The organism is Plantibacter sp. M259 (assembly GCF_006065115.1).
GTDB classification, from domain to species: domain Bacteria; phylum Actinomycetota; class Actinomycetes; order Actinomycetales; family Microbacteriaceae; genus Plantibacter; species Plantibacter auratus.
Window position 1 is genome coordinate 4157326 of record NZ_CP040750.1, and the last position, 22330, is coordinate 4179655.

General features: G+C 68.4%; 17 protein-coding genes and 2 pseudogenes. 12 read left to right on the forward strand and 7 right to left on the reverse strand.

What is annotated here, in order from left to right:
* Positions 1-121 precede the first annotated feature (121 nt).
* The 7 genes from whiA to FGL15_RS19450 all read left to right on the forward strand — a co-directional run bounded on the left by whiA (position 122) and on the right by FGL15_RS19450 (position 5989).
* Positions 122-1099 carry a DNA-binding protein WhiA gene (gene whiA / locus FGL15_RS19420; RefSeq protein WP_064296921.1) on the forward strand — a complete coding sequence of 326 codons (978 nt, stop codon included), beginning with the start codon at positions 122-124 and terminating at the stop codon, positions 1097-1099.
* Positions 1100-1254: 155 nt separating this feature from the next.
* Positions 1255-1881, forward strand: a complete 627-nt coding sequence (locus FGL15_RS19425; protein WP_064296922.1) for a superoxide dismutase — start codon at positions 1255-1257, stop codon at positions 1879-1881.
* Positions 1882-2005: 124 nt separating this feature from the next.
* Positions 2006-3013, forward strand: coding sequence for a type I glyceraldehyde-3-phosphate dehydrogenase (gap, locus tag FGL15_RS19430; protein ID WP_064296923.1), 1008 nt, complete (start codon positions 2006-2008; stop codon positions 3011-3013).
* Positions 3014-3147: 134 nt separating this feature from the next.
* Complete coding sequence (pgk, locus tag FGL15_RS19435) at positions 3148-4365, forward strand: phosphoglycerate kinase (RefSeq protein ID WP_138947095.1); 1218 nt, start codon at positions 3148-3150, stop codon at positions 4363-4365.
* Positions 4353-5156 (forward strand): triose-phosphate isomerase, encoded by an 804-nt coding sequence (gene tpiA, locus FGL15_RS19440; protein ID WP_138947096.1) that lies wholly within the window; start codon positions 4353-4355, stop codon positions 5154-5156. The genes pgk and tpiA overlap by 13 nt, the downstream gene beginning before the upstream one ends.
* 135 nt (positions 5157-5291) lie before the next feature.
* Positions 5292-5540: a preprotein translocase subunit SecG gene (gene secG, locus FGL15_RS19445; RefSeq protein ID WP_056005661.1), complete on the forward strand. Its 249-nt coding sequence runs from the start codon at positions 5292-5294 to the stop codon at positions 5538-5540.
* A gap of 86 nt (positions 5541-5626) precedes the next feature.
* Positions 5627-5989 (forward strand): RNA polymerase-binding protein RbpA, encoded by a 363-nt coding sequence (locus tag FGL15_RS19450; RefSeq protein WP_064296926.1) that lies wholly within the window; start codon positions 5627-5629, stop codon positions 5987-5989.
* Positions 5990-6077: 88 nt separating this feature from the next.
* On the opposite strand, the gene pgl is transcribed toward FGL15_RS19450, so the two are convergent.
* The 6 genes and pseudogenes from pgl to tkt form a co-directional block, all read right to left on the reverse strand.
* Positions 6078-6866, reverse strand: coding sequence for a 6-phosphogluconolactonase (gene pgl, locus FGL15_RS19455; RefSeq protein WP_079705958.1), 789 nt, complete (start codon positions 6864-6866; stop codon positions 6078-6080).
* Complete coding sequence (locus FGL15_RS19460) at positions 6866-7828, reverse strand: glucose-6-phosphate dehydrogenase assembly protein OpcA (RefSeq protein WP_079705959.1); 963 nt, start codon at positions 7826-7828, stop codon at positions 6866-6868. Before FGL15_RS19460 ends, pgl begins: the two co-directional genes overlap by 1 nt.
* Positions 7825-9369, reverse strand: coding sequence for a glucose-6-phosphate dehydrogenase (gene zwf, locus FGL15_RS19465; protein WP_064296929.1), 1545 nt, complete (start codon positions 9367-9369; stop codon positions 7825-7827). Before zwf ends, FGL15_RS19460 begins: the two co-directional genes overlap by 4 nt.
* A gap of 23 nt (positions 9370-9392) precedes the next feature.
* A complete protein-coding gene (locus FGL15_RS19470; protein WP_064296930.1) occupies positions 9393-11006 on the reverse strand; it encodes a glucose-6-phosphate isomerase in 1614 nt (537 codons plus the stop codon).
* A complete protein-coding gene (gene tal / locus FGL15_RS19475) occupies positions 11003-12112 on the reverse strand; it encodes a transaldolase (RefSeq protein WP_138947097.1) in 1110 nt (369 codons plus the stop codon). Before tal ends, FGL15_RS19470 begins: the two co-directional genes overlap by 4 nt.
* A 24-nt stretch (positions 12113-12136) precedes the next feature.
* A pseudogene (gene tkt / locus FGL15_RS19480) lies at positions 12137-14226 on the reverse strand (transketolase).
* Between the two features lie 377 nt (positions 14227-14603).
* Here tkt and FGL15_RS19485 point away from each other — a divergent pair.
* Entirely contained in the window at positions 14604-15524 is a 921-nt protein-coding gene (locus FGL15_RS19485; protein ID WP_085510913.1) for a heme o synthase, read from the forward strand.
* A 4-nt stretch (positions 15525-15528) separates the two neighbouring features.
* Positions 15529-18077 (forward strand): annotated as a pseudogene (locus FGL15_RS19490) (DEAD/DEAH box helicase).
* A gap of 24 nt (positions 18078-18101) precedes the next feature.
* On the opposite strand, the gene FGL15_RS19495 reads toward FGL15_RS19490, so the two are convergent.
* Complete coding sequence (locus FGL15_RS19495; RefSeq protein ID WP_137243062.1) at positions 18102-19073, reverse strand: heme A synthase; 972 nt, start codon at positions 19071-19073, stop codon at positions 18102-18104.
* A gap of 307 nt (positions 19074-19380) precedes the next feature.
* Between FGL15_RS19495 and sufB the strand changes: the two genes are divergently transcribed.
* From sufB to FGL15_RS19510, 3 genes are read left to right on the forward strand one after another with little or no spacing between them, the layout of a single operon-like run.
* Positions 19381-20799 carry a Fe-S cluster assembly protein SufB gene (sufB, locus tag FGL15_RS19500; protein ID WP_079705963.1) on the forward strand — a complete coding sequence of 473 codons (1419 nt, stop codon included), beginning with the start codon at positions 19381-19383 and terminating at the stop codon, positions 20797-20799.
* Entirely contained in the window at positions 20799-22007 is a 1209-nt protein-coding gene (gene sufD, locus FGL15_RS19505; RefSeq protein WP_138947098.1) for a Fe-S cluster assembly protein SufD, read from the forward strand. The genes sufB and sufD overlap by 1 nt, the downstream gene beginning before the upstream one ends.
* Positions 22007-22330, forward strand: coding sequence for a non-heme iron oxygenase ferredoxin subunit (locus tag FGL15_RS19510; protein ID WP_064296937.1), 324 nt, complete (start codon positions 22007-22009; stop codon positions 22328-22330). The genes sufD and FGL15_RS19510 overlap by 1 nt, the downstream gene beginning before the upstream one ends.

Consider the following 22330-nt stretch of genomic DNA (forward strand, 5'->3'; position numbering starts at 1 on the left):
CCACGGGCCCGACGCAGCCGCGGCGGAGCCCGAACGGTCCGAGGCACCACGCCTCCGGATCGCGAACATGCAGGATCGACGCCGCACTCCGACGGCGCGATCACGACAGATAGGAACCACCGTGGCCCTCACCGCCGACGTCAAGAACGAACTGGCGCTCGTCCGCGAGACCCGCAACTCGGTCCGAGCGGCCGAACTCGCGTCCCTGCTCCGCTTCTCCGGCGGACTCCACACGATCTCCGGACGCGTGGCGATCGAAGCCGAACTCGACAGTCCGACCCTTGCGCAGCGGGTGCGGCGCGACATCGGCGAGCTCTACGGGATCCGCAGCGAGATCCTCGTGCAGAACCCAGGCAGCTCGGGCAAGCCGAGCCTGTTCGTGGTGCGCGTCATCGAGGGCGGCGAGACCCTCGCCCGGCAGACCGGACTCCTCGACGCCCGGCGGCGTGCGGTCCGCGGGCTGCCGAACCGGCTGACCACCGGGTCGCGCGACGAACTCGCCGCCGTCTGGCGGGGGGCGTTCCTCGCCACCGGGTCCCTCACCGACCCCGGCCGATCCGCGTCACTGGACGTCGTGTGCCCCGGCAACGAGTCCGCGATGGCGCTCGTCGGTGCCGCCGGCCGCATCGGTGTCTCCGCGAAGGCGCGAGAGGTCCGCGGCATCCATCGTGTCGTCATCCGCGAGGGCGACGCGATCAGCGGCATGCTGTCGCTCATGGGTGCCACCGGCACCGTCACCTCCTGGGAGGAGATGCGGCAGCGCAAGGAGGTCCGGGCGACCGCGAACCGCCTCGTCAACTTCGACGACGCCAACCTGCGCCGCTCCGCCCAGGCGGCCGTGGCGGCCTGCGCGCGCGTCGAGCGCGCCCTCGAGATCCTGGGCGACGAGGTGCCCGACCACCTGCAGTACGCCGGTGCCCTGCGCCTCGACCACCGTGAGGCCAGCCTCGACGAACTGGGCCACTTCGCCGACCCTCCGATGACGAAGGACGCCATCGCCGGCCGCATCCGGCGCCTGCTCGCCATGGCGGACAAGCACGCGAGCGATCTCGGCATCCCGGGCACCGACGCCAACCTCCCGGCGGATTACGAGGACTGAAACAGCTCGTGAATCCTCGCCGACCCGCCATCGTCGCGGTTCGTCATGCTGGGAACAAGCCCCGACTCCCGACGGTTGCCGCTCACTAGACTGGGTGATGACGCTCAGAGCCGTGTGCAGACAGCGCACGGGACAATACGAGGAGATCACGAAGAATGGCTGTTTACTCACTGCCCGAATTGCCGTACGACTACAGTGCGCTCGAGCCGCACATCAGTGCGACCATCACCGAGCTCCACCACGACAAGCACCACGCCACCTACGTGGCCGGCGCGAACACGGCCCTCGAGAAGCTCGCTGAGGCCCGCGACGCCAACGACTTCACGAACGTCAACAAGCTCGAGAAGGACCTCGCGTTCAACCTCGGCGGTCACGTCAACCACACCATCTGGTGGAACAACCTCTCCCCGGACGGCGGCGACAAGCCGACCGGCGAGCTCGAGTCGGCCGTCGACGAGTACTTCGGCAGCTTCGACAAGTTCCAGGCGCACTTCACCGCCGCTGCGCTCGGCGTGCAGGGTTCCGGATGGGCCGCGCTCACCTGGGACACCCTCGGTCAGCGCATCAACATCCAGCAGTTCTTCGACCAGCAGGGCAACTTCCCGGCCGGCACCGTCCCGCTGCTGCTGCTCGACGTCTGGGAGCACGCCTACTACCTGGACTACAAGAACGTCCGCGCCGACTACGTCAAGGCGTTCTGGAACATCGTCAACTGGGCCGACGTCCAGGCACGCTTCGAGGTCGCGCGCAAGCAGACCAACGGCCTGCTGGTACTGTCGTAGTTGACCGGTCCGTCCCGGTCCCACGGGCCGGGACGGACCACCTTCCTCCTCACTCGGGGAGGGCGCTCACTCCGAGCAGACCGTACAATCGCGCCGTCTGGCGCCTCAGTATCAGGAGTCATCTGTGTCCGTCAAGATCGGCATCAACGGCTTCGGCCGCATCGGCCGCAACTTCTTCCGCGCCGCCCTCGCCAAGGGCAGCGACCTCGAGATCGTCGCTGTCAACGACCTCACCGACAACAAGGCGCTCGCCCACCTCCTGAAGTACGACTCCATCACGGGTCGTCTGGACGCGACGGTCGAGCTCGACGGCGACAAGATCATCGTCAACGGCAAGCCCATCATCGTGCTCGCGGAGCGCGACCCCGCCGACCTCCCCTGGGGCGAGCTCGGCGTCGACATCGTCATCGAGTCGACCGGTCGCTTCACGAAGTCCGACGACGCCCGCAAGCACATCACCGCCGGCGCCAAGAAGGTCCTCGTCTCGGCTCCCGCCACCGGCAGCGACGTCGCCACGATCGTCCTCGGGGTCAACGAGGGCACCTACGACGCCGCGACGCACGACATCATCTCGAACGCGTCCTGCACGACGAACTGCCTCGCGCCGCTCGCAAAGGTCCTGCTCGACAACTTCGGCATCGAGCGTGGCCTCATGACCACGGTCCACGCCTACACCGCCGACCAGAACCTGCAGGACGGCCCGCACAGCGACCTCCGTCGTGCACGCGCCGCCGCCGTCAACATCATCCCGACCTCCACCGGTGCAGCCAAGGCACTCGGTCTGGTCATCCCCGAGCTCGTCGGCAAGCTCGACGGCTACGCCCTGCGCGTCCCGGTCCCGACCGGTTCGATCACCGACCTCACGGTCGAGCTGACCAACCCGGCCACGGTCGAGGAGATCAATGCCGCGTACAAGGCTGCCGCAGAGGGCCCACTCAAGGGCATCCTGAAGTACACCGAGGACCCGATCGTCTCGAGCGACATCGTGACCGACCCGCACTCCTCGATCTTCGACGCCGGCCTCACGAAGGTCATCGGCTCGCAGGTCAAGGTCGCCTCGTGGTACGACAACGAATGGGGCTACTCGAACCGCCTCGTCGACCTCACCGAGTACGTCGCGGACCGCCTCTAACCAACCGGCTGTCTGCCGCACTTTACCCGAGCAGCCAGACACCGCATGGTCCGAACGGGCGTCCTGAATCATCTTCAGGGCGCCCGTTCGGCTTCGTCGGTGGTCGTGGCTCAGCGCAGAGAAAGACCCTCCTCATGACCCTCCGCACCCTCGACTCGCTGGGCGACCTCAGCGGTCGCCGAGCCGTCGTCCGCCTCGACCTCAACGTTCCGCTGAAGGACGGCGTCATCACCGACGACGGCCGCATCCGCGCGGCACTCCCCACCCTCAACGCGCTCATCAACCAGGGTGCGCGTGTCGTCATCGTCTCGCACCTCGGCCGCCCCGACGGCACACCCGACGCGAAGTACAGCCTTGCGCCCGTCGCGCAGCGGCTGTCCGAACTCCTCGGCAAGCCCGTGACCTTCGCCGCCGACACCGTCGGCAGTGCCGCGACCGACGCCGTCGCCGCGCAGAACGACGGCGACGTCGTGCTGCTCGAGAACCTGCGCTTCAACTCGGCCGAGACCAGCAAGGACGCCGGCGAACGTGAGGCGTTCGCCGCCAAGCTCGCCGCGTTCGGCGACGTCGTCGTCTCGGACGGCTTCGGTGTCGTCCACCGGAAGCAGGCGAGCGTGTACGAGCTCGCCAAGCTGCTCCCGAGCGCTGCCGGGCTGCTCATCGCCGCCGAGCTCGAGGTCCTCGACCGTCTCACCGAGACCCCGGAGCGCCCCTACACGGTCGTCCTCGGCGGCTCGAAGGTGTCCGACAAGCTGGGCGTCATCGGCCACCTGCTGCCGCGCGTCGACTCGCTGCTCATCGGCGGTGGCATGCTGTTCACCTTCCTCGCCGCCCAGGGGCACGCCGTCGGTTCGAGCCTGCTCGAAGCGGACCAGATCGAGACCGTCCGCGGGTACCTCGCGAAGGCCGACGAGCTCGGCGTGACCATCGTCCTGCCGACCGACGTCGTCGTCGCCTCGGCGTTCGGTGCCGACGCCGAGCACGTCGTGCGCCCGGCCGACGCCATCGAGGACACCCCGTTCGGTGCCTCCGGACTCGGACTCGACATCGGACCGGACACGGCTGCAGCGTTCGCCGAGATCGTCGCCGCGTCCAAGACGGTCTTCTGGAACGGCCCGATGGGTGTGTTCGAACTCGCGCCCTTCGCCGCCGGTACGCGCGCGGTCGCTGAAGCACTCACCCGCACCGACGGCCTGAGCGTCGTCGGTGGCGGTGACTCGGCCGCAGCGGTTCGTGCGCTCGGCTTCGATGATGACCAGTTCGGTCACATCTCAACTGGTGGCGGCGCCAGCCTCGAGTTCCTCGAGGGCAAGCGTCTGCCTGGACTGGAGGTCCTCGGATGGCAGCAGTAACCCCCGGGCGCACGCGTGTGCCCCTGATCGCCGGCAACTGGAAGCTCAACCTGGACCACCTCCAGGCGATCGCCCTCGTCCAGAAGCTCGATTGGACGCTCAAGGACGGCAAGCACGACTACGCCGACGCCGAGGTGGCCATCTTCCCGCCGTTCACCGACCTCCGCTCGGTCCAGACGATCGTCGCCGCAGACAAGCTCAAGCTGGCCTACGGCGCGCAGGACCTGTCGCAGCACGACTCTGGCGCGTACACCGGTGAGATCTCCGGAGCGTTCCTCGCGAAGCTCGACTGCCGCTACGTGCTCGTCGGACACTCCGAGCGCCGCACCCTGCACAACGAGACCGACGAGGTCGTCCAGGCGAAGACGGCTGCTGCCGTGCGCCACGGCCTCGTCCCCGTCATCTGCATCGGCGAGACCGCCGAAGACCTCGAGGAACACGGCCCGTCGGCCGTCCCCGTGGCACAGCTCAAGGCGGCCATCGACGGACTCGCACCGGACGCGGACATCGTCGTGGCCTATGAGCCGGTGTGGGCCATCGGTTCCGGTCAGGCGGCGACGCCCGACCAGGCGCAGCAGGTCGCAGCCGCTCTCCGCAGCACGCTCGCCGAAGTCCTCGGCGACGAGGCGGCACAGCGCACGCGGATCCTCTACGGCGGTTCGGTGAAGGCCTCGAACATCGCCGGCTTCATGCGCGAACCCGACGTCGACGGTGCCCTCGTCGGTGGTGCGAGCCTGCTCGCCGACGAGTTCGCCGGGATCGCCCGCTTCTCGCAGCACGTCGGGCTCTGACCGACCTGCTGCTCCAGCAGCACCGACACGGCTCGGCCCGCGGCACCAGCCGCGGGCCGAGCCGTGTCCGCTGAACCGTCGAGGTATACTGGACGGCGGTTCAGCCCCTCTGAACGCGAATGCGAAAGGTCTCACGTGGAGATTCTCCAGGTCATCCTGCAGGTGCTGCTCGGCATCACCAGCCTCCTGCTCACCTTCCTGATCCTGCTGCACAAGGGCCGCGGCGGCGGCCTTTCCGACATGTTCGGTGGCGGCTCCTCCAGCAACCTCGGTTCGTCAGGGGTCGCCGAGCGCAACCTCAACCGCTTCACCGTCATCCTCGGCCTGACCTGGGGTGCCTGCATCGTCGTGATCGGGCTCCTGACGAAGTTCGCCGCCGCCTAGACCGGCCGCGAAGCCCCGATCTCGGGGACGCAACTCGACGCACCACACCCGAACCACTCTCGACAGTACGAGAAAGAGGAAACACCATGGCATCAGGCGGAAGCGCTATCAGGGGATCACGCGTCGGCGCCGGTCCCATGGGCGAGCAGGACCACGGCTACCACGCGGACCGCATCGCCATCTCCTACTGGGACGCCCTCGGCAACGAGACGGTCCGCCACTTCGCGGCGAACGTCCCCGACGAGGAGATCCCGGAGACGATCGACTGCCCGACCTCCGGTCTGCCGGCCGGTCGCGACAAGGCGAACCCGCCGGAGGTCGCGAAGCTCGAGCCGTACAAGACCCACCTCGCTTACGTGAAGGAACGGCGCACGGAGGAAGAGGCCGAGCAGCTGCTCGAAGAAGCACTTCAGCAGCTCCGTGCACGACGCGGTACGGCAGCGAAGTAGCCGGACAGCACCACATATGCGGAAAGGCCGTTCCCCGAGGGGAACGGCCTTTCTGCATGCTGGCACCGGATCGGCGACCGGTCTCCCGCTAGTACTCCGGGAGGATCAACGAATCCGGGACCTCGGCGGCCGCATCCTGGTCGACGAAGAACACCGTCCGTTTGCGTCCCTTGGCCCCGGCGGCGGGGACCTCGTTGTAGCTGGCACCCGCGAGGGCGAGACCGAGTGCTGACGCCTTGTCGGTGCCGGCGAGGACGAGCCAGACCCGCACAGAGGAGTTGATGGCCGGCCGGGTCAGGCTGAGTCGTTCCGACGGCGGCTTGGGGGAGTTCCGCACCGGGACCACCGAGGTGTCGGTGACCGAGACCTCGGCCCGCTCCGGGAAGAGCGATGCGACGTGACCGTCGGGACCGACACCCAGGAACGTGATGTCGAACCGCGGGTGGTCCTCGCCGGGCCGCGCGAACCGACGGAGCTCGTCCGCGTAGCGCACCGCGGCGGCGTCGAGGTCGATGCCGTCCTCCGGCGCCGGGTATCCGTGCACGTGTTCGGCGACGAGACCACGCTCGGGAAGCGCCAGCAGGGTCTCCAGCAAGGCCTCGCGTGCCTGCAACTCGTTGCGATCGGCGTCGTCCCGAGCGACCCAGCGCTCGTCTCCCCACCAGAGGTGCACCCGGGACCAGTCCACCCGGTCGCGGTCCTTCGACGCGGCCACGGCGGCGAGCGTCCCCGTGCCGACCGTACCGCCGGTCAGGACGACGTGGACCGTCTCCTGCGACTCGAGCAGTTCGCGGGTTCGGGAGAGGAACCGCTTGGCGACCGAGGTCGTCAGTTGGTCGCGGTCCTGGTAGACGAGGACGCGTCGCTCGGTCGGCATCAGCTGGTCCGAGCGCGGAGCGTGACCGGCTCGCCGAGGCCGGGGAGGCCCACGGTGATGACCTGTCCGTACAGGACGTCCGGGTCGAGCGTGCGCAGCTCCTCGGCGAGGCAGTCGCGCAGACTGCGACGGGGGAGCGAGAGGTCGTGCGTCGGCTGTCCGGGCTGGATCAGCGTCGCGATGTCGGGAACGGGACGCTCGAGGACGACGTTGCCGGACGCCCGCGTGAGGCGGACACCATGGATGCCGCTCGACCCGTGCGCCATGCTGAGCTCGTGGGTCACGTCGACCTGCAACTGCAGTTGGAGCCAGGCGGCGAGCAGCTCGGTCGACGGGGAGTCCGATGCTCCGGACACCTCGATCGCCGTGACGGGCTCGTACGGCGGCTGGTCGAGCACCGCCGCGAGCTGTGCACGCCAGAGCGTGAGCCTGGTCCACGCGAAGTCCGTGTCTCCGGGGGCGTAGTTCGCCGCGCGACCGCGGAGGGCGGCGTGGGTGTCCGCCGCCGCGGACGCGTCGGTGATGCGACGCTGGGCGATGCGGCCGATCGGTGACGTCGAGACGCGTTCGGGTGCCTCACCGGGCCACCACGCGACCACGGGCGCGTCGGGCAGGAGCAGACCGGTCACGAGGCTTTCCTCGTTCTCGGCGACCGCACCGTAGGCGCGCAGGATGACCACCTCGCTCGCTCCGGCGTCGCCGCCGACGCGGATCTGGGCATCGAGCCGATCTCCGATGGAGGAGTGCTGGTCGTCGTGCTCCGTGGAGAGGACGATGACCCGCATGGGGTGCTCGCGGGAGGCCTCGTTGGCGGCCTCGATGGCCTCCTCCTCGGCTCCGAGCCGCGTCGAGATGACCAAGGTGAGCACGCGACCCAGGGCGACGGCGCCGCCGTCCTCGCGAATGGTCACGAGCGCCTTCGAGAGCTTGCTCGTGGTCGTGTCTGGCAGGTCTACGATCATGGTCGTCTCCAGGTGCGTCCGTCGCGGTTCATGAGGTCGTCGGCCGAGGACGGGCCCCAGGTGCCGGGAGCGTACTGCTCGAGCGGCGTGTCCTGAGCTGCCCAGTACTCCTCGATCGGGTCGAGGATCTTCCAGGAGAGCTCGACCTCCTCGTGACGGGGGAAGAGGGGCGGGTCGCCCAGCAGGACGTCGAGGATGAGGCGTTCGTACGCCTCGGGGCTCGCCTCGGTGAAGGCGTGGCCGTAGCCGAAGTCCATCGTGACGTCGCGGACCTGGGTGCCGGCACCCGGGACCTTCGAACCGAAGCGGATGGTGACACCCTCGTCGGGCTGGACGCGGATGACCAAGGCGTTCTGGCCGAGCGCCGAGGTCTGGCTCTCCGCGAACAGGTACTGCGGAGCACGCTTGAAGACGACCGCGATCTCGGTGACGCGGCGTCCGAGGCGCTTCCCGGCACGCAGGTAGAACGGCACGCCGGCCCACCGACGCGTGTTGATGTCGAGCCGCATGGCCGCGTAGGTCTCGGTCGTCGACTCCGGGTTCATCCCGTCCTCGTCGAGGAAGCCCAGCACGTGCTCACCGCCCTGCCAACCACCGGCATACTGTCCACGGGCCGTCGCGGCCCCGAGGTCGTCGGGGAGGCGGACGGCCGCGAGGACCTTCTCCTTCTCCGCGCGCAGGTCTGCGGCGTTGAAGGAGATCGGCTCCTCCATCGCCGTGAGGGCGAGGAGCTGCAGCAGGTGGTTCTGGATGACGTCGCGCGCTGCTCCGATGCCGTCGTAGTACCCGGCGCGACCGCCGACGCCGATGTCCTCGGCCATGGTGATCTGCACGTGGTCGACGTAGTTGGCGTTCCAGATGGGCTCGTACAGCTGGTTCGCGAACCGGAGCGCCAGGATGTTCTGGACGGTCTCCTTGCCGAGGTAGTGGTCGATCCGGAAGATCGAGTCCGACGGGAAGACCGACTGCACGATGTCGTTCAGCTCGCGAGCCGTCTTGAGGTCGCTGCCGAACGGCTTCTCGATGACCACCCGGCGCCACTGACCGTCAGCGGGTTCCGCGAGTCCCGAGCGACGGAGCTGCTCGGTGACCTGCGGGAACGCCTTCGGTGGGATCGAGAGGTAGAACGCGTGGTTGCCCATCGTCCCGCGATCCGCATCGAGCTCCTCGATGGTCTCTTTCAGCTTCTCGAACGCCGCGTCGTCACCGAATTCACCGGGGACGAACCGGATGCCCTGGGCGAGCTGGTTCCAGACGTCCTCACGGAACTCGGTCCGGGCGTACTGCTTGACGGATTCGTGGACGACCTCCATGAAGTCCTGGTCCTCCCAGTCCCGTCGGGCGAACCCGACGAGTGAGAAGCCAGGGGGCAGGAGGCCCCGGTTCGCCAGGTCGTACACGGCCGGCATCAGCTTCTTGCGGGACAGGTCGCCTGTCACGCCGAAGATGATGAGGCCGCTCGGACCGGCGATCCGATTGAGGCGTCGGTCGGTGTCCACCCGCAGCGGGTTGGACTCCGGGGTGATTTCCACCGGGGACATGAAGCTCCTTGTGCAGTGACGCGCTAGTCGTTGACGGCGTCGAAGAGGGTGACGATGTTCTGGTCCGGCGACGTGAGGGTCAGCGTGAGGACCGGACGACCGTGCTCGGCGAGGACGCGGGCGTCGCCGCCTGCCTGGGCCTCGATGAGCTGGCCGAAGGTGAACGGGCGCTCGGGGATCTCCAGGTCGACGGGGGCCGTCTCGGTGATCTGCAGGAACACGCCGTTCGCGGGGCCGCCCTTGTGGTACTGACCCGTCGAGTGCAGGAAGCGCGGACCCCACCCGAAGGTCGTGGGTCGTGCCGCCTTCGCCGCGACGAGGTCGCGGATGCTCTCGAGCTGCGGGGAGGCGAGACGGTCGACGTAGCCCTGGATCGCGACGTAGCCGTCGGAGGGGAGCTGCGCGAGCAGTGCCTCGACGGCGCCGGACAGGGTGGTCACGCCGTCGAGCAGACCGGCCGAGCCACGGACCTCGACACCGTCGGCGACGAAGGCGGGTGCCTCAGGCTCCGGACGGTTGTCGAGCAGACCACGGGTGGCGACCTTCGCGGACTCGACGTCCGGCTGGTCGAACGGGTCGATGCCGATGAGGCGCCCGGCAACGACGGTCGCGTATTCCCACACCAGCATCATCGCGCCGAGGCTGCCGCTGACGAGGATCTCGCCCTCGTGGCGGTCGTGGCGCAGCAGGTGGAACTCGTGGGCGTCGTCGACGATGCGGACGATCTGGAGGTCGGCCGGCTTCGACTCGAGCTCGGGAGCGAGCGGGTTGAGCACGACGGGCAGCAGGCCGCGACCGGACTTACCGGTCGATTCGGCGATGAGCTGTTCGGCCCAGTCCGGGAATCCGACGATGTGCGTGCCGTCGGTGATGAGACCGACCTTGTCGCGCAGCGGAACGGTGCCGCCGATCGCCGCACCCAGGATGAGTCCCGGGTTCGACGCGTCGTCGATCGCGAGTTCCCCGAGCACCGCGTCGGCCTCGTCGAGCAGCGCGCCGATGTCGACACCGGCGAGACCGGACGGCACGAGACCGAAGGCGGTGAGCGCACTGTAGCGACCGCCGACGTTGGGGTCGGCGTTGAAGACCCGGTAGCCGGCCTCGTTCGCCGCCGCCTCGAGCGGGGAGCCCGGGTCGGTGACGATGACGATGCGACCGGCGGGGTCGATCCCCGCAGCCGTGAACGCGGCCTCGTAGGCGCGGCGCTGGCTGTCGGTCTCGACCGTGGAGCCCGACTTCGAGGAGACGACGAGCACCGAGGTCTCGAGGCGGTCCGCCAGTGCCGCGAGGACCTGGCCGGGAGCGGTCGAGTCGAGGACGGTCAGGTTGCCGCCCAGCGTGTTGGTGATGACCTCGGGTGCGAGCGAGGAGCCGCCCATGCCCGCGAGCACGATGTGGTCGATGCCCTCGTCGTTGAACTGCTCACGGAGCGCGAGGATCGGCTCGACCAGCGGGCGGGAGATGGAGACCGCCTGGACCCAGCCGAGGCGCTTGGACGCCTCGGCCTCGGCCGCAGGACCCCACAGCGTGGGGTCCTGGTCCGTGATGCGCGACGCGACGAGGTCGCTGACGAGCGTGGGGACCACCGATGCGACAGCGGCTTCCGCCGCGCCGCTCACGCGGATCTTGAAGCTCACTTGGAGGCCTCCAGAGCCGTCTTCACGGTCTCGAGCAGCTCGTCCCAGGACACGATGAACTTCTCGACGCCCTCACGCTCGAGCAGCGCCGTGACCTCGTCGTAGGACACGCCGAGTGCGGCGATCGCGTCGAGGACCTCGTTTGCAGCCGCGTAGGAGCCGGTGACGGTGTCGCCGGTGATGACGCCGTGGTCGAAGGTCGCCTCGAGGGTCTTCTCCGGCATGGTGTTGACCACGCCGTCGGCGACGAGCTCGGTCACGTAGAGCGTGTCGGGGAGATCGGCGGACTTGACGCCCGTCGAGGCCCAGAGCGGACGCTGCTTGTTGGCGCCGGCCTCGAGGAGCGCGGTGGCACGCTCGCTCGCGAACTCCTGCTCGAAGACCTGGTAGGCGAGCTGGGCGTTCGCGACGCCGGCCTTGCTCTTCAGCGCGGTCGCCTCGGGGCTGCCGATGGCGTCGAGACGCTTGTCGATCTCGGTGTCGACCCGCGACACGAAGAACGAGGCGACCGAGTGGATCGTCGAGAGGTCGTGGCCCGCGGCCTTCGCCTGCTCGAGACCGGTGAGGAACGCGTTGATGACCTCGCGGTAGCGGGTGAGGCTGAAGATCAACGTGACGTTGACGCTGATGCCGGCGCCGATGACGGCGGTGATGGCCTCGAGGCCCTCGACCGTCGCGGGGATCTTGATCATCGCGTTGGGCTGGTTGACCTTGGCCCAGAGCTGCTTGGCCTGCTCGATCGTCGAGGCGGCGTCGTGCGCGAAGCCCGGCTCGACCTCGATCGACACGCGGCCGTCGTACCCGTTGGAGGAGTCGTAGACGCCACGGAAGATCTTCGATGCAGCAGCCACGTCGTCGGTGGTGATCTCGAAGACCGCCTCGGTGACGTCCTTGCCTTCGGCAGCGAGCTGGGCGACCTGCTCGGCGTAGACGTCGCCGTTGCTGAGCGCGGACGCGAAGATCGTCGGGTTCGTCGTGACACCGACGACGTTGCGGTCGGCGATGAGCTGCTCCAGCCCACCGGACTGGATGCGTCCGCGGGAGAGGTCGTCGAGCCAGATGCTGACGCCGGCGGCGGACAGCTGGGCGGTTGGGGTTTCAGTCATGTTCTTCTGTCTCCTTCGCCCGGGCTACTTGCCGAGCGTCTCGTGTGCTGCGGAGACGACTGCCTCCGTGGTGATGCCGAACTCACGGAACAGCGTCTTGTAGTCGGCGGACGCACCGAAGTGCTCGATCGACACGGTCCGGCCGGCGTCGCCGACGATGCTCTTCCAGGTCAGGCCGAGACCCGCCTCGACGGAGACGCGTGCGGTGACGGCCTTCGGGAGAACGGACTCGCGGTACTCGGCGGGCTGCTCCTCGAACCACTCGAGTGCGGGCACCGAGACGACGCGGGCGTTGACGCCCTCGCCGCGCAGGACCTCGCGGGCCTCGACGGCGAGCTGGAGCTCGGAGCCCGTCGCGATGAGGATGACGTCCGGAGTGCCGCCGGGAGCCTCGGCGAGGATGTACGCACCCTTGGCGACGTTCGACGCTGCAGCGAAGGTCTCGCCGGTGGCGTCGCCCGTGCCGCGCTCGAACACCGGGATGTTCTGACGGGTCAGCGCGATGCCGGTCGGGCCGCCGCGACGCTTGAGGATCTCGAGCCAGGCGTAGGCCACCTCGTTCGCGTCACCCGGTCGCACGACGGCGAGGTTCGGGATGGCACGGAGCGAGGCGAGCTGCTCGATCGGCTGGTGCGTGGGGCCGTCCTCACCGAGGGCGACGGAGTCGTGGGTCCACACGAAGATGGACGGCACGTTCATGAGCGCGGCGAGACGGACGGCCGGACGCATGTAGTCGCTGAAGATGAGGAAGGTGCCACCGAACGCGCGGGTCGGGCCGTGCAGGACGATGCCGTTGAGGATCGCGGCCATGGCGTGCTCGCGGATGCCGAAGTGCAGGACGCGACCGTAGGGGTTACCGGTCCACTCGTGGGTGGAGTGCTCGCTCGGGATGAACGACGCACCGCCCTCGATCGTCGTGTTGTTCGACTCGGCGAGGTCGGCCGAACCGCCCCAGAGCTCCGGGATGACCGGGCCGAGGGCGTTGAGCACCTTGCCGGATGCGGCGCGGGTCGAGACGTCCTTGCCGGCCTCGAACACGGGCAGCGCCGACTCGACACCCTCAGGGAGTTCGCCGGCCTCGAGACGCTCGAGCAGCGCGGCGCGCTCCGGGTTGGCCGCGGCCCAGGCGTCGAACGTCTGCTGCCACTCGGCGCGTGCCTCGGCACCGCGGTCGATCGCCTTGCGGGTGTGCTCGATGACCTCGTCGGCGACGAAGAAGTTCTGCTCGGGGTCGAAGCCGAGCACCTCCTTGACGGCCGCGAGCTCCTCGGCGCCCAGCGCCGAACCGTGGATCTTGCCGGAGTTCTGCTTCTTGGGAGCCGGCCAACCGATGATGGTCTTGAGGATGATGAGCGACGGCTTGTCGGTCTCGGCCTTCGCGGCCTCGATCGCGTCGTTGAGCGCGTGGACGTCCTCGACGTACTCGCCCGTCTTCTTCCAGTCGACGACCTGGACGTGCCAGTGGTAGGCCTCGTAGCGGGCCTTGACGTCCTCGGTGAAGGCGATGTTGGTGTCGTCCTCGATCGAGATCTGGTTGGAGTCGTAGATCGCGATGAGGTTGCCGAGCTGCTGGTGACCGGCGAGCGAGGAGGCCTCGCTCGTGACGCCTTCCTGCAGGTCGCCGTCGCCGGCGATGACGTAGACGAAGTGGTCGAACGGGCTCGTGCCGGCCTCGGCCTCGGGGTCGAACAGGCCACGCTCGAAGCGGGACGCGTACGCGAAGCCCACGGCGGAGGCGAGCCCCTGGCCGAGGGACCGGTGGTGATCTCGACGCCGTCGGTGTGGCCGTACTCCGGGTGACCCGGCGTGAGCGAGCCCCAGGTGCGGAGCGCCTCGAGGTCGGAGAGTTCCAGACCGTAGCCGCCCAGGTAGAGCTGGACGTACTGGGTCAGCGAGCTGTGCCCGACCGACAAGACGAAGCGGTCGCGTCCGAGCCAGTCCTGGTCCTTCGGATCGCGTCGCATGACCTTCTGGAACAGCAGGTAGGCGGCGGGGGCGAGACTCATCGCCGTTCCCGGGTGGCCGTTGCCGACCTTCTCCACCGCGTCGGCGGCGAGGATGCGCGCCGTGTCGACTGCTTTGCTGTCAATGCTTTCCCACTGCAGATCTGCCACTGAATACTGACCCTTCTCATCGGAACAGGAGGCCGACGAGCGGTCGAGCCTTCTTCTGTGCGTTCGCGGCCCACGTCGTCTTCGGCGTCCGAGCACACGACACCGCTCTTCGAACTGGGTGAAGGGGGGCGCACGCGTGCACAGTGGCTGGCGAGCACTTCCCAGCATAGCGAACCCCTGCAGCCGACGGTCGATGTTCGACGAGCGCGAACACGGGACGTCACGGATCGTTGCAGAGCTTGCAGGACGGGCGTCATCCGGTGAGGGACCGCGCGCCTGCGCACCGTGAGTAGGGAGCCGCCCGCGCGTGTCGTAGAATCGTCTGCGGACCGCGCACCGGGCGAGCAGTGCGTGGTGAACCGAACGTTAGAGGAGCAATGGACGTCGCTGTAGCAGAACGTGTGTCGAGCCCCAAGCTCGGTTTCCGACGCAAGGCGAAGGCGTACATCGCCCTCACCAAGCCGCGGGTCATGGAGCTGCTCCTCGTGACGACGATCCCCGTCATGATCCTCGCGAAGGGCGGTCTGCCCGACTGGTGGCTCGTCATCGCGACCGTCATCGGCGGGTCGTTGAGCGCCGGCTCCGCGGCGGCGTTCAACTGCTACATCGACCGCGACATCGACGCGGTCATGGACCGCACGAAGAAGCGCCCCCTCGTGACCGGCGAGCTCACCCCGCGCGAGGCGCTCGTGTTCGCGTGGACACTCGGCGTCGTCTCGACGGTCTGGCTCCTCGCCACCACCAACTGGCTCGCGGCCGCGCTGTCCGTCGGTGCGATCCTCTTCTACGTCTTCGTGTACACGCTGTGGCTGAAGCGACGCACCCAACAGAACATCATCTGGGGCGGGATCGCCGGCTGCTTCCCCGTCGTCATCGGCTGGGCCGCCGTCACCGGTTCGCTCACGTGGGCACCGATCATCCTCTTCGCGGTCGTGTTCCTCTGGACGCCGCCGCACTACTGGCCGCTGTCCATGAAGTACCGCAGTGATTACCAGGCCGTCGGCGTGCCCATGCTCGCCGTCGTCCGCGGTCGCGCGCAGGTCGGCCTCCAGGTCATCCTGTACGCGTGGGCGACGGTGGTCTGCTCGCTCCTGCTCATCCCGGTGGCCGACATGGGGCTGCTGTACAGCGCCGTCGCCCTCCTGTCCGGCGGCTGGTTCGTCTACGAGACCCACCGCCTCTACAACCTCGCGATCCGCCACGAGCACGTCTCGCCGATGCGCGTCTTCCACGGGTCGATCACCTACCTGACCCTCCTGTTCCTCGCCGTCGGCATCGACCCGCTGCTCCCGTTCTGACCCGGTGGCTGACGCAGCGGAACGCGGCCGGCTGATCGCTGCGACGGGGGAGAGCCCCGACATCGTCTTCGATCGGTTCGTCTCCTGGGCCGAGGCCGGCGGACTCAGCCTGTACCCGGCGCAGGAGGAGGCGCTCATCGGCATCGTCGACGGCGCCAACGTCATCCTCTCCACGCCGACGGGCACCGGGAAGAGCCTCGTCGCCGCCGGCGCACACTTCGCGGCGCTGAGCTCCGGTCGCCGCAGCTACTACACGGCCCCGATCAAGGCGCTCGTCAGCGAGAAGTTCTTCGCACTCGTCGAGATGTTCGGTGCGGAGAACGTCGGGATGGTCACCGGGGACTCCTCGGTGAACGCCGACGCGCCGATCGTCTGCTGCACCGCGGAGATCGTCGCCAACCTGGCACTCCGGCACGGCGAGGACGCCGGCATCGACCAGGTCGTGATGGACGAGTTCCACTTCTACGCCGACCCCGACCGCGGGTGGGCGTGGCAGGTGCCGCTCCTCACCCTCCCGGACACGCAGTTCATCCTCATGTCCGCGACCCTCGGCGACGTCGGCGACCTCGCGCGCGACCTCGAGCGCCGGACCGGCCGAGAGACCGCCATCGTGACCGGTGTCGAACGACCGGTCCCGCTCCACTTCTCGTACGCGACCACACCGATCCACGAGACCGTGGAAGACCTCCTCCACACGGGCCAGGCTCCGATCTACATCGTCCACTTCGCGCAGGCGGCGGCGCTCGAGCGGGCACAGGCGTTGACCAGCCTCAAGGTCGTCACCCGCGAGCAACGCGACGAGATCGCCGACGCCATCGGCGACTTCCGGTTCAGTACCGCGTTCGGCACGACGCTGTCCCGGCTCGTCCGCAGCGGGATCGGCGTGCACCACGCCGGCATGCTGCCGAAGTACCGACGCCTCGTCGAGCAGCTGGCCCAACGTGGTCTCCTCCGCGTCATCTGCGGGACGGACACCCTCGGCGTCGGGATCAACGTCCCGATCCGCACCGTCTTGTTCACCGCGCTCACGAAGTACGACGGCACGAAGATGCGTCAGGTGAACGCCCGGGAGTTCCACCAGATCGCCGGTCGTGCAGGTCGGGCCGGCTACGACACCGCGGGCACCGTCGTCGTCCAGGCCCCCGAGCACGAGACCGAGAACCTCAAGCTCATCGAGAAGGCCGGCGACGACCCGAAGAAGCGCCGGAAGATCATCCGGAAGAAGGCGCCGGAGGGGTTCGTGTCCTGGGGGAGCCGAGCTTCCAGCGCCTCGTCGCGGCCGAGCCCGAGACGCTGACCAGCCACATGCAGCTCACCCACGCGATGATGCTCAGCGTCATCGCACGCGGCGGTGACAGCTTCGGCACCATCCGCTCCCTCGTCTTCGACAACCACGAGCCTCGGGCGAGGCGCTTCGCCCTGGCCAGGCGCGCGCTCGAGATCTACCGCACCCTCCGCACGGCAGGCGTCATCACCCAGACGATCGACCCCGAGACGGGCGAGGTCGTCATCGGCCTCACGGTCGAACTGCAGCCGAACTTCGCGCTCAACGCTCCGCTGTCGCCCTTCGCCCTCGCCGCGTTCGAGCTGTTGGACCCCGCGGAGCCCGGCTTCGCCCTCGACGTCATCTCGGTGGTCGAGTCGACGCTCGACGATCCCCGCCAGATCGTCATGGCCCAGCAGCACCTCGCCAGGGGCGAGGCCGTGCAGGCGATGAAGGCCGAGGGGATCGAGTACGACCAGCGCATGGAGCTCCTCGAGGCGGTGACCCATCCGAGACCGCTGGCGGAACTCCTCGAGGCGGCGTTCACGAGCTACACCGCCGCGCAGCCGTGGGCACTCGACCTCGAACTCCGCCCGAAGGCGGTCGTGCGCGACTTCATCGAGCGCGCACTGAACTTCAGCGAGTTCGTCTCGTTCTACAGCCTCTCGAGGTCCGAGGGACTCGTCCTGCGATACCTCTCCGACGCCTTCCGGGCGATCCGGCAGAGCGTGCCGGACGAGTTCAAGGACGAGGAGCTCCAAGACCTCATCGAGTGGCTCGGAGAACTCGTCCGACAGGTCGACTCGAGTCTGCTCGACGAGTGGGAGGAACTGTCCCACCCCGACCCCGAGCGCCATGCGGAGGCGAGTCGGTCACTTCCACCCACGCCACGGAGCGTCCTCGCCAACCGCCGGGCGTTCACCGTCCTCGTCCGGAACGAACTCTTCCGCCGGGTCCAGCTCGCGTCGCTTGAGCACTACGACGCGCTCGGCGAGCTCGACGCGTCGGCTGGATTCGACGCCGACACCTGGGCCGACGCCATGGATCCGTACTTCGAGGAGCACGGTGAACTCCCGACGGGCGCCGCAGCACGGAGCCCGGCGCTGCTGGTCGTCGACGACGAGGACGAGCGCCCCGTCGGCGACACGGGCGGTGTCTGGCGGGTGCGTCAGGTGTTCGCCGATCCGGCCGGCGACCATGACTGGGGGATCAGCGCGGTCATCGATCTCGACGCCTCCGACGAGACCGGGACCGCGGTCGTCCGGGTGACCGCGGTCGGGATGCTCTGAGCCGTCAGCAGGCGCGCTGAGCCGTCAGCGGGAGACGCTGAGGGATGCCGACTCCTCGACGCGTGACGCGGTCCGGACCGGGATCCGCTGCTGGAGCACGACCCAGGTCATCGCGGCGACGAGCAGCCCGGCGAGCACCATGTGCAGCCCGACGAGCACCTCGGGGAGTCCGAGGCGGGCCTGGGTGAGCCCCACGATGATCTGCACCACTTCGACCGCGAGCAGGGTGGAGACCGCGGTGCGCACCCCGCGCGACCCGCGGCGGGCACCGAGCGCGATCGCGCCGACGAGCAGCACGATGGTGCCGGCGAGCGTCGCGTAGGCGGGCCAGCTGTGGAGGTGCTGGAGGAACTCGGGGTCGAACCCGTTGCGCGGCGCCGGCACCTCCTTCGAGTTGTCGCCGGCGTGCGGGCCCGAGCCCGTCGTCAGGATGCCGAACACGACGGTGACGGCGACGAAGAGGCTCGTCAGGTGGACGACGCCGAGGTACCAGCCGGGCATGACCTTCACCGCACCGCGAGGGCCGCGGTAGACCCGATGGACGAGCATCGTCGCGAGGGCGACCAGGACGATCGAGATGACGAAGTGCAGCCCGACCACGTACGGGTTCAGCCCGGTGAGGACGGTGATGCCGCCGAGGACCGCCTGCGCGGGGATCGACAGGCCCTGGAGCAGGGTCAGTCGGAAGAGGTCGGGGCGCTGCCGACGCATGCGGATCACCGCGAGGAACGCGGCGATCACGATGGCCGCGAGGACGAAGGTCAGGAGTCGGTTGCCGAACTCGATGAAGCCGTGGATGCCCATCTCCGGCGTGTTGACGAAGGAGTCGTCCGTGCAGCGAGGCCACGTCGGGCACCCGAGCCCGGAGGCCGTCAGACGCACGGCGCCCCCGGTCCCGATGAGGACCAGTTGGAAGGCGAACGAGAGCCAGGCGACGACCCGTACACGCTTGTCGATCGTCGTCGGCAACCACTGCCAGAACCGGGTGGCCCGCACCCGGTCGGGAAGGGACGGTGCCGGCGTCGGTCGACCGGCGGTCTTGGAGTGGTGTGACACGGGTCGATCCTTCGGTTCGCGGTGGCCACGGCTGCGGTATCCACCGTCCTCACCCACAACCCACAGGAAGCTGTAGGATTATGAGGTTCACGGTGCGCGCGAGAAGCGCCATGGTTCATGAACATTGTAGGTTCGCGAAGAAGCCGCCCGCACATCCCCTCCCCAATCCGCTCCGATCAGGCGCGTGCCATGGGAGGGAATGACGACCTCCAGCCGGTGGTTGTCTCCAGGGAGGAAAGAGGGACACATGTCAGACATCCTGATCGATCGCCCGGAGCTCGCCGGACTCGGCCAATACGAGTTCGGATGGCACGACGGCGACGTCGCCGGCGCTTCAGCGCGCCGCGGCATCTCCACGGAGGTCGTGGCCGACATCTCCGCACTGAAGAACGAACCGGACTGGATGCTGCAGCGCCGCCTCAAGGCCCTGCAGCTGTTCGAGCGCAAGCCCATGCCGACGTGGGGCGCCGACCTCTCCGAGATCGACTTCGAGAACATCAAGTACTTCGTCCGGTCCACCGAGAAGCAGGCTCAGACCTGGGAGGACCTGCCGGACGACATCAAGAACACCTACGAGAAGCTCGGCATCCCCGAGGCGGAGCGCCAGCGCCTCGTCTCCGGCGTCGCCGCGCAGTACGAGTCCGAGGTGGTCTACCACCAGATCAACGAGGAGCTCGAGGCGCAGGGTGTCATCTTCATGGACACCGACACCGCGTTGCGCGAGCACCCCGAGTTCTTCGAGGAGTACTTCGGCACGGTCATCCCGTCCGGCGACAACAAGTTCGCCGCGCTGAACACCGCCGTGTGGTCGGGTGGCTCCTTCGTCTACGTGCCGCCCGGCGTGCACGTCGAGATCCCGCTGCAGGCCTACTTCCGGATCAACACCGAGAACATGGGTCAGTTCGAGCGCACGCTGATCATCGCCGACGAGGGCAGCTACGTGCACTACATCGAGGGCTGCACGGCGCCGATCTACAAGTCGGACTCGCTGCACTCCGCGGTCGTCGAGATCATCGTCAAGAAGAACGCTCGCGTCCGCTACACGACGATCCAGAACTGGTCGAACAACGTCTACAACCTGGTCACGAAGCGCGCCACGGCCGCCGAAGGCGCGACCATGGAGTGGATCGACGGCAACATCGGATCCAAGGTCACGATGAAGTACCCGTCCATCTACCTCATGGGCGAGCACGCCAAGGGCGAGACCCTGTCCGTCGCGTTCGCCGGTCCCGGCCAGCACCAGGACGCCGGCGCGAAGATGATCCACATGGCTCCGTACACGCAGTCGTCCATCGTCTCCAAGTCGATCGCCCGAGGCGGCGGACGCGCGGGCTACCGCGGCGAGGTCCGGGTGGACGCCAACGCCCATCACTCGGCCAACACCGTGCGCTGCGACGCGCTCCTGGTCGACACCATCTCCCGGAGCGACACGTACCCGGCGATCGACATCCGTGTGGACGACGTCCAGCTCGGACACGAGGCGACGGTGTCCAAGGTCAGCGAGGAGCAGCTCTTCTACCTCATGAGCCGCGGCATGCCGGAAGACGAGGCCATGGCGATGATCGTCCGCGGCTTCATCGAGCCGATCGCCCGCGAACTGCCCATGGAGTACGCACTCGAACTCAACAAGCTCATCGAGATGGGCATGGAAGGATCCGTCGGTTAATGACGACTGCAGCACCGACTCAGACCGAAGGACAGCACGGCATCACGGCACACAGCGACGGCGCAGGACGCGTCATCCCGGTGCAGACCCGATCGGAGCGCTTCAGCTCCTATGATGTCGCCGACTTCCCAGCGGTGACGGGACGCGAGGCGGTCTGGAAGCTCAGCCCCGTCGCGCAGTTCACCGACCTCACCGCGGGGGAGCTCGACGGCTCGCCCACCCCGATCGAGCACGACGACGTCGACGGCTTCAGCGTCGAGTGGATCAGTCGCGACGACGCCCGCGTCGGCTCCGCCGGCGTACCGGAGGAGCGAGCCTCCGCGAACGCCTGGTCGAGCTTCGACCAGGCGCTGGCGATCTCGGTCACGGGCGAGGGGTCCAAGACCCTGCGCCTCGAGCGGAGCGGGCTCGGCGACGGCGCCCGCGCTGCGCACACCGTCATCACCGCCGCGCCGTTCAGCCGCGGCCTCATCATCATCGAGAACGCGGGCGACGCCCGCCTCACCGAGAACGTCGAGATCATCATCGGCGAGCAGGCCGACGTGACCGTCGTGACCGTGCAGTGGTGGGACGACGACGCGGTGCACCTCGCCAGCCACTTCGCGTCCATCGGTCGCGACGCCCACCTCAAGCACGTCGTGGTGTCGCTCGGCGGCAAGGTCGTCCGGGTGAACCCGACCCTGCACCTCGCCGGTCAGGGCTCGGACCTCGACTCGCTCGGCGTGTACTTCTCCGACGCGGGTCAGCACCTCGAGCAGCAGGTCTACATGCACCACGACGCACCGAACACCCGCGGGCGCGTGACCTACAAGGGCGCACTGCAGGGCGAGGGTGCGCGGTCCGTGTGGATCGGCGACGTCCTCATCAGCAACCGTGCCGTCGGCACCGACAGCTACGAGCAGAACCGCAACCTGGTCCTCTCCGACGGCACCCGTGCCGACTCCGTGCCGAACCTCGAGATCGAGACCGGCGACATCGCCGGTGCCGGTCACGCGAGCGCGACCGGACGCTTCGACGACGAGCAGCTCTTCTACCTGCAGGCTCGAGGCATCCCTGAGGACGAGGCACGACGACTCGTCGTCCGCGGCTTCCTCGTGGAGATCATCCAGCAGATCGGCGACACCGAGCTGCAGGAGCGCCTCTCGGCGGCCATCGAGGCCGAACTGCTCGGCGCCGACGGACAGGGCACCGGCGGAGCGCAGCACTGATGGCGACGAAGGTGTGCTCGTTCGACGAGCTCGCCGTCAACCAGGCCAAGCGGGTCGTGGTGGACGGCGTGCCGATCGCCCTCGTGCGCGACGCATCGGACGAGCTGTTCGCGATCGGCGACGTCTGCACCCACGGCGACATCTCGCTGTCCGAAGGCTTCGTCGAGGACGGCAACCTCGAATGCTGGGCACACGGCTCGCAGTTCTCGCTCACGACGGGCAAGCCGCTCACCCTTCCGGCCTACGAGCCGGTCCCCGTCTACACCGTCGAGCTCATCGACGGCGACATCTACATCGACCCGACCGCAACGAAAGAGATCTAG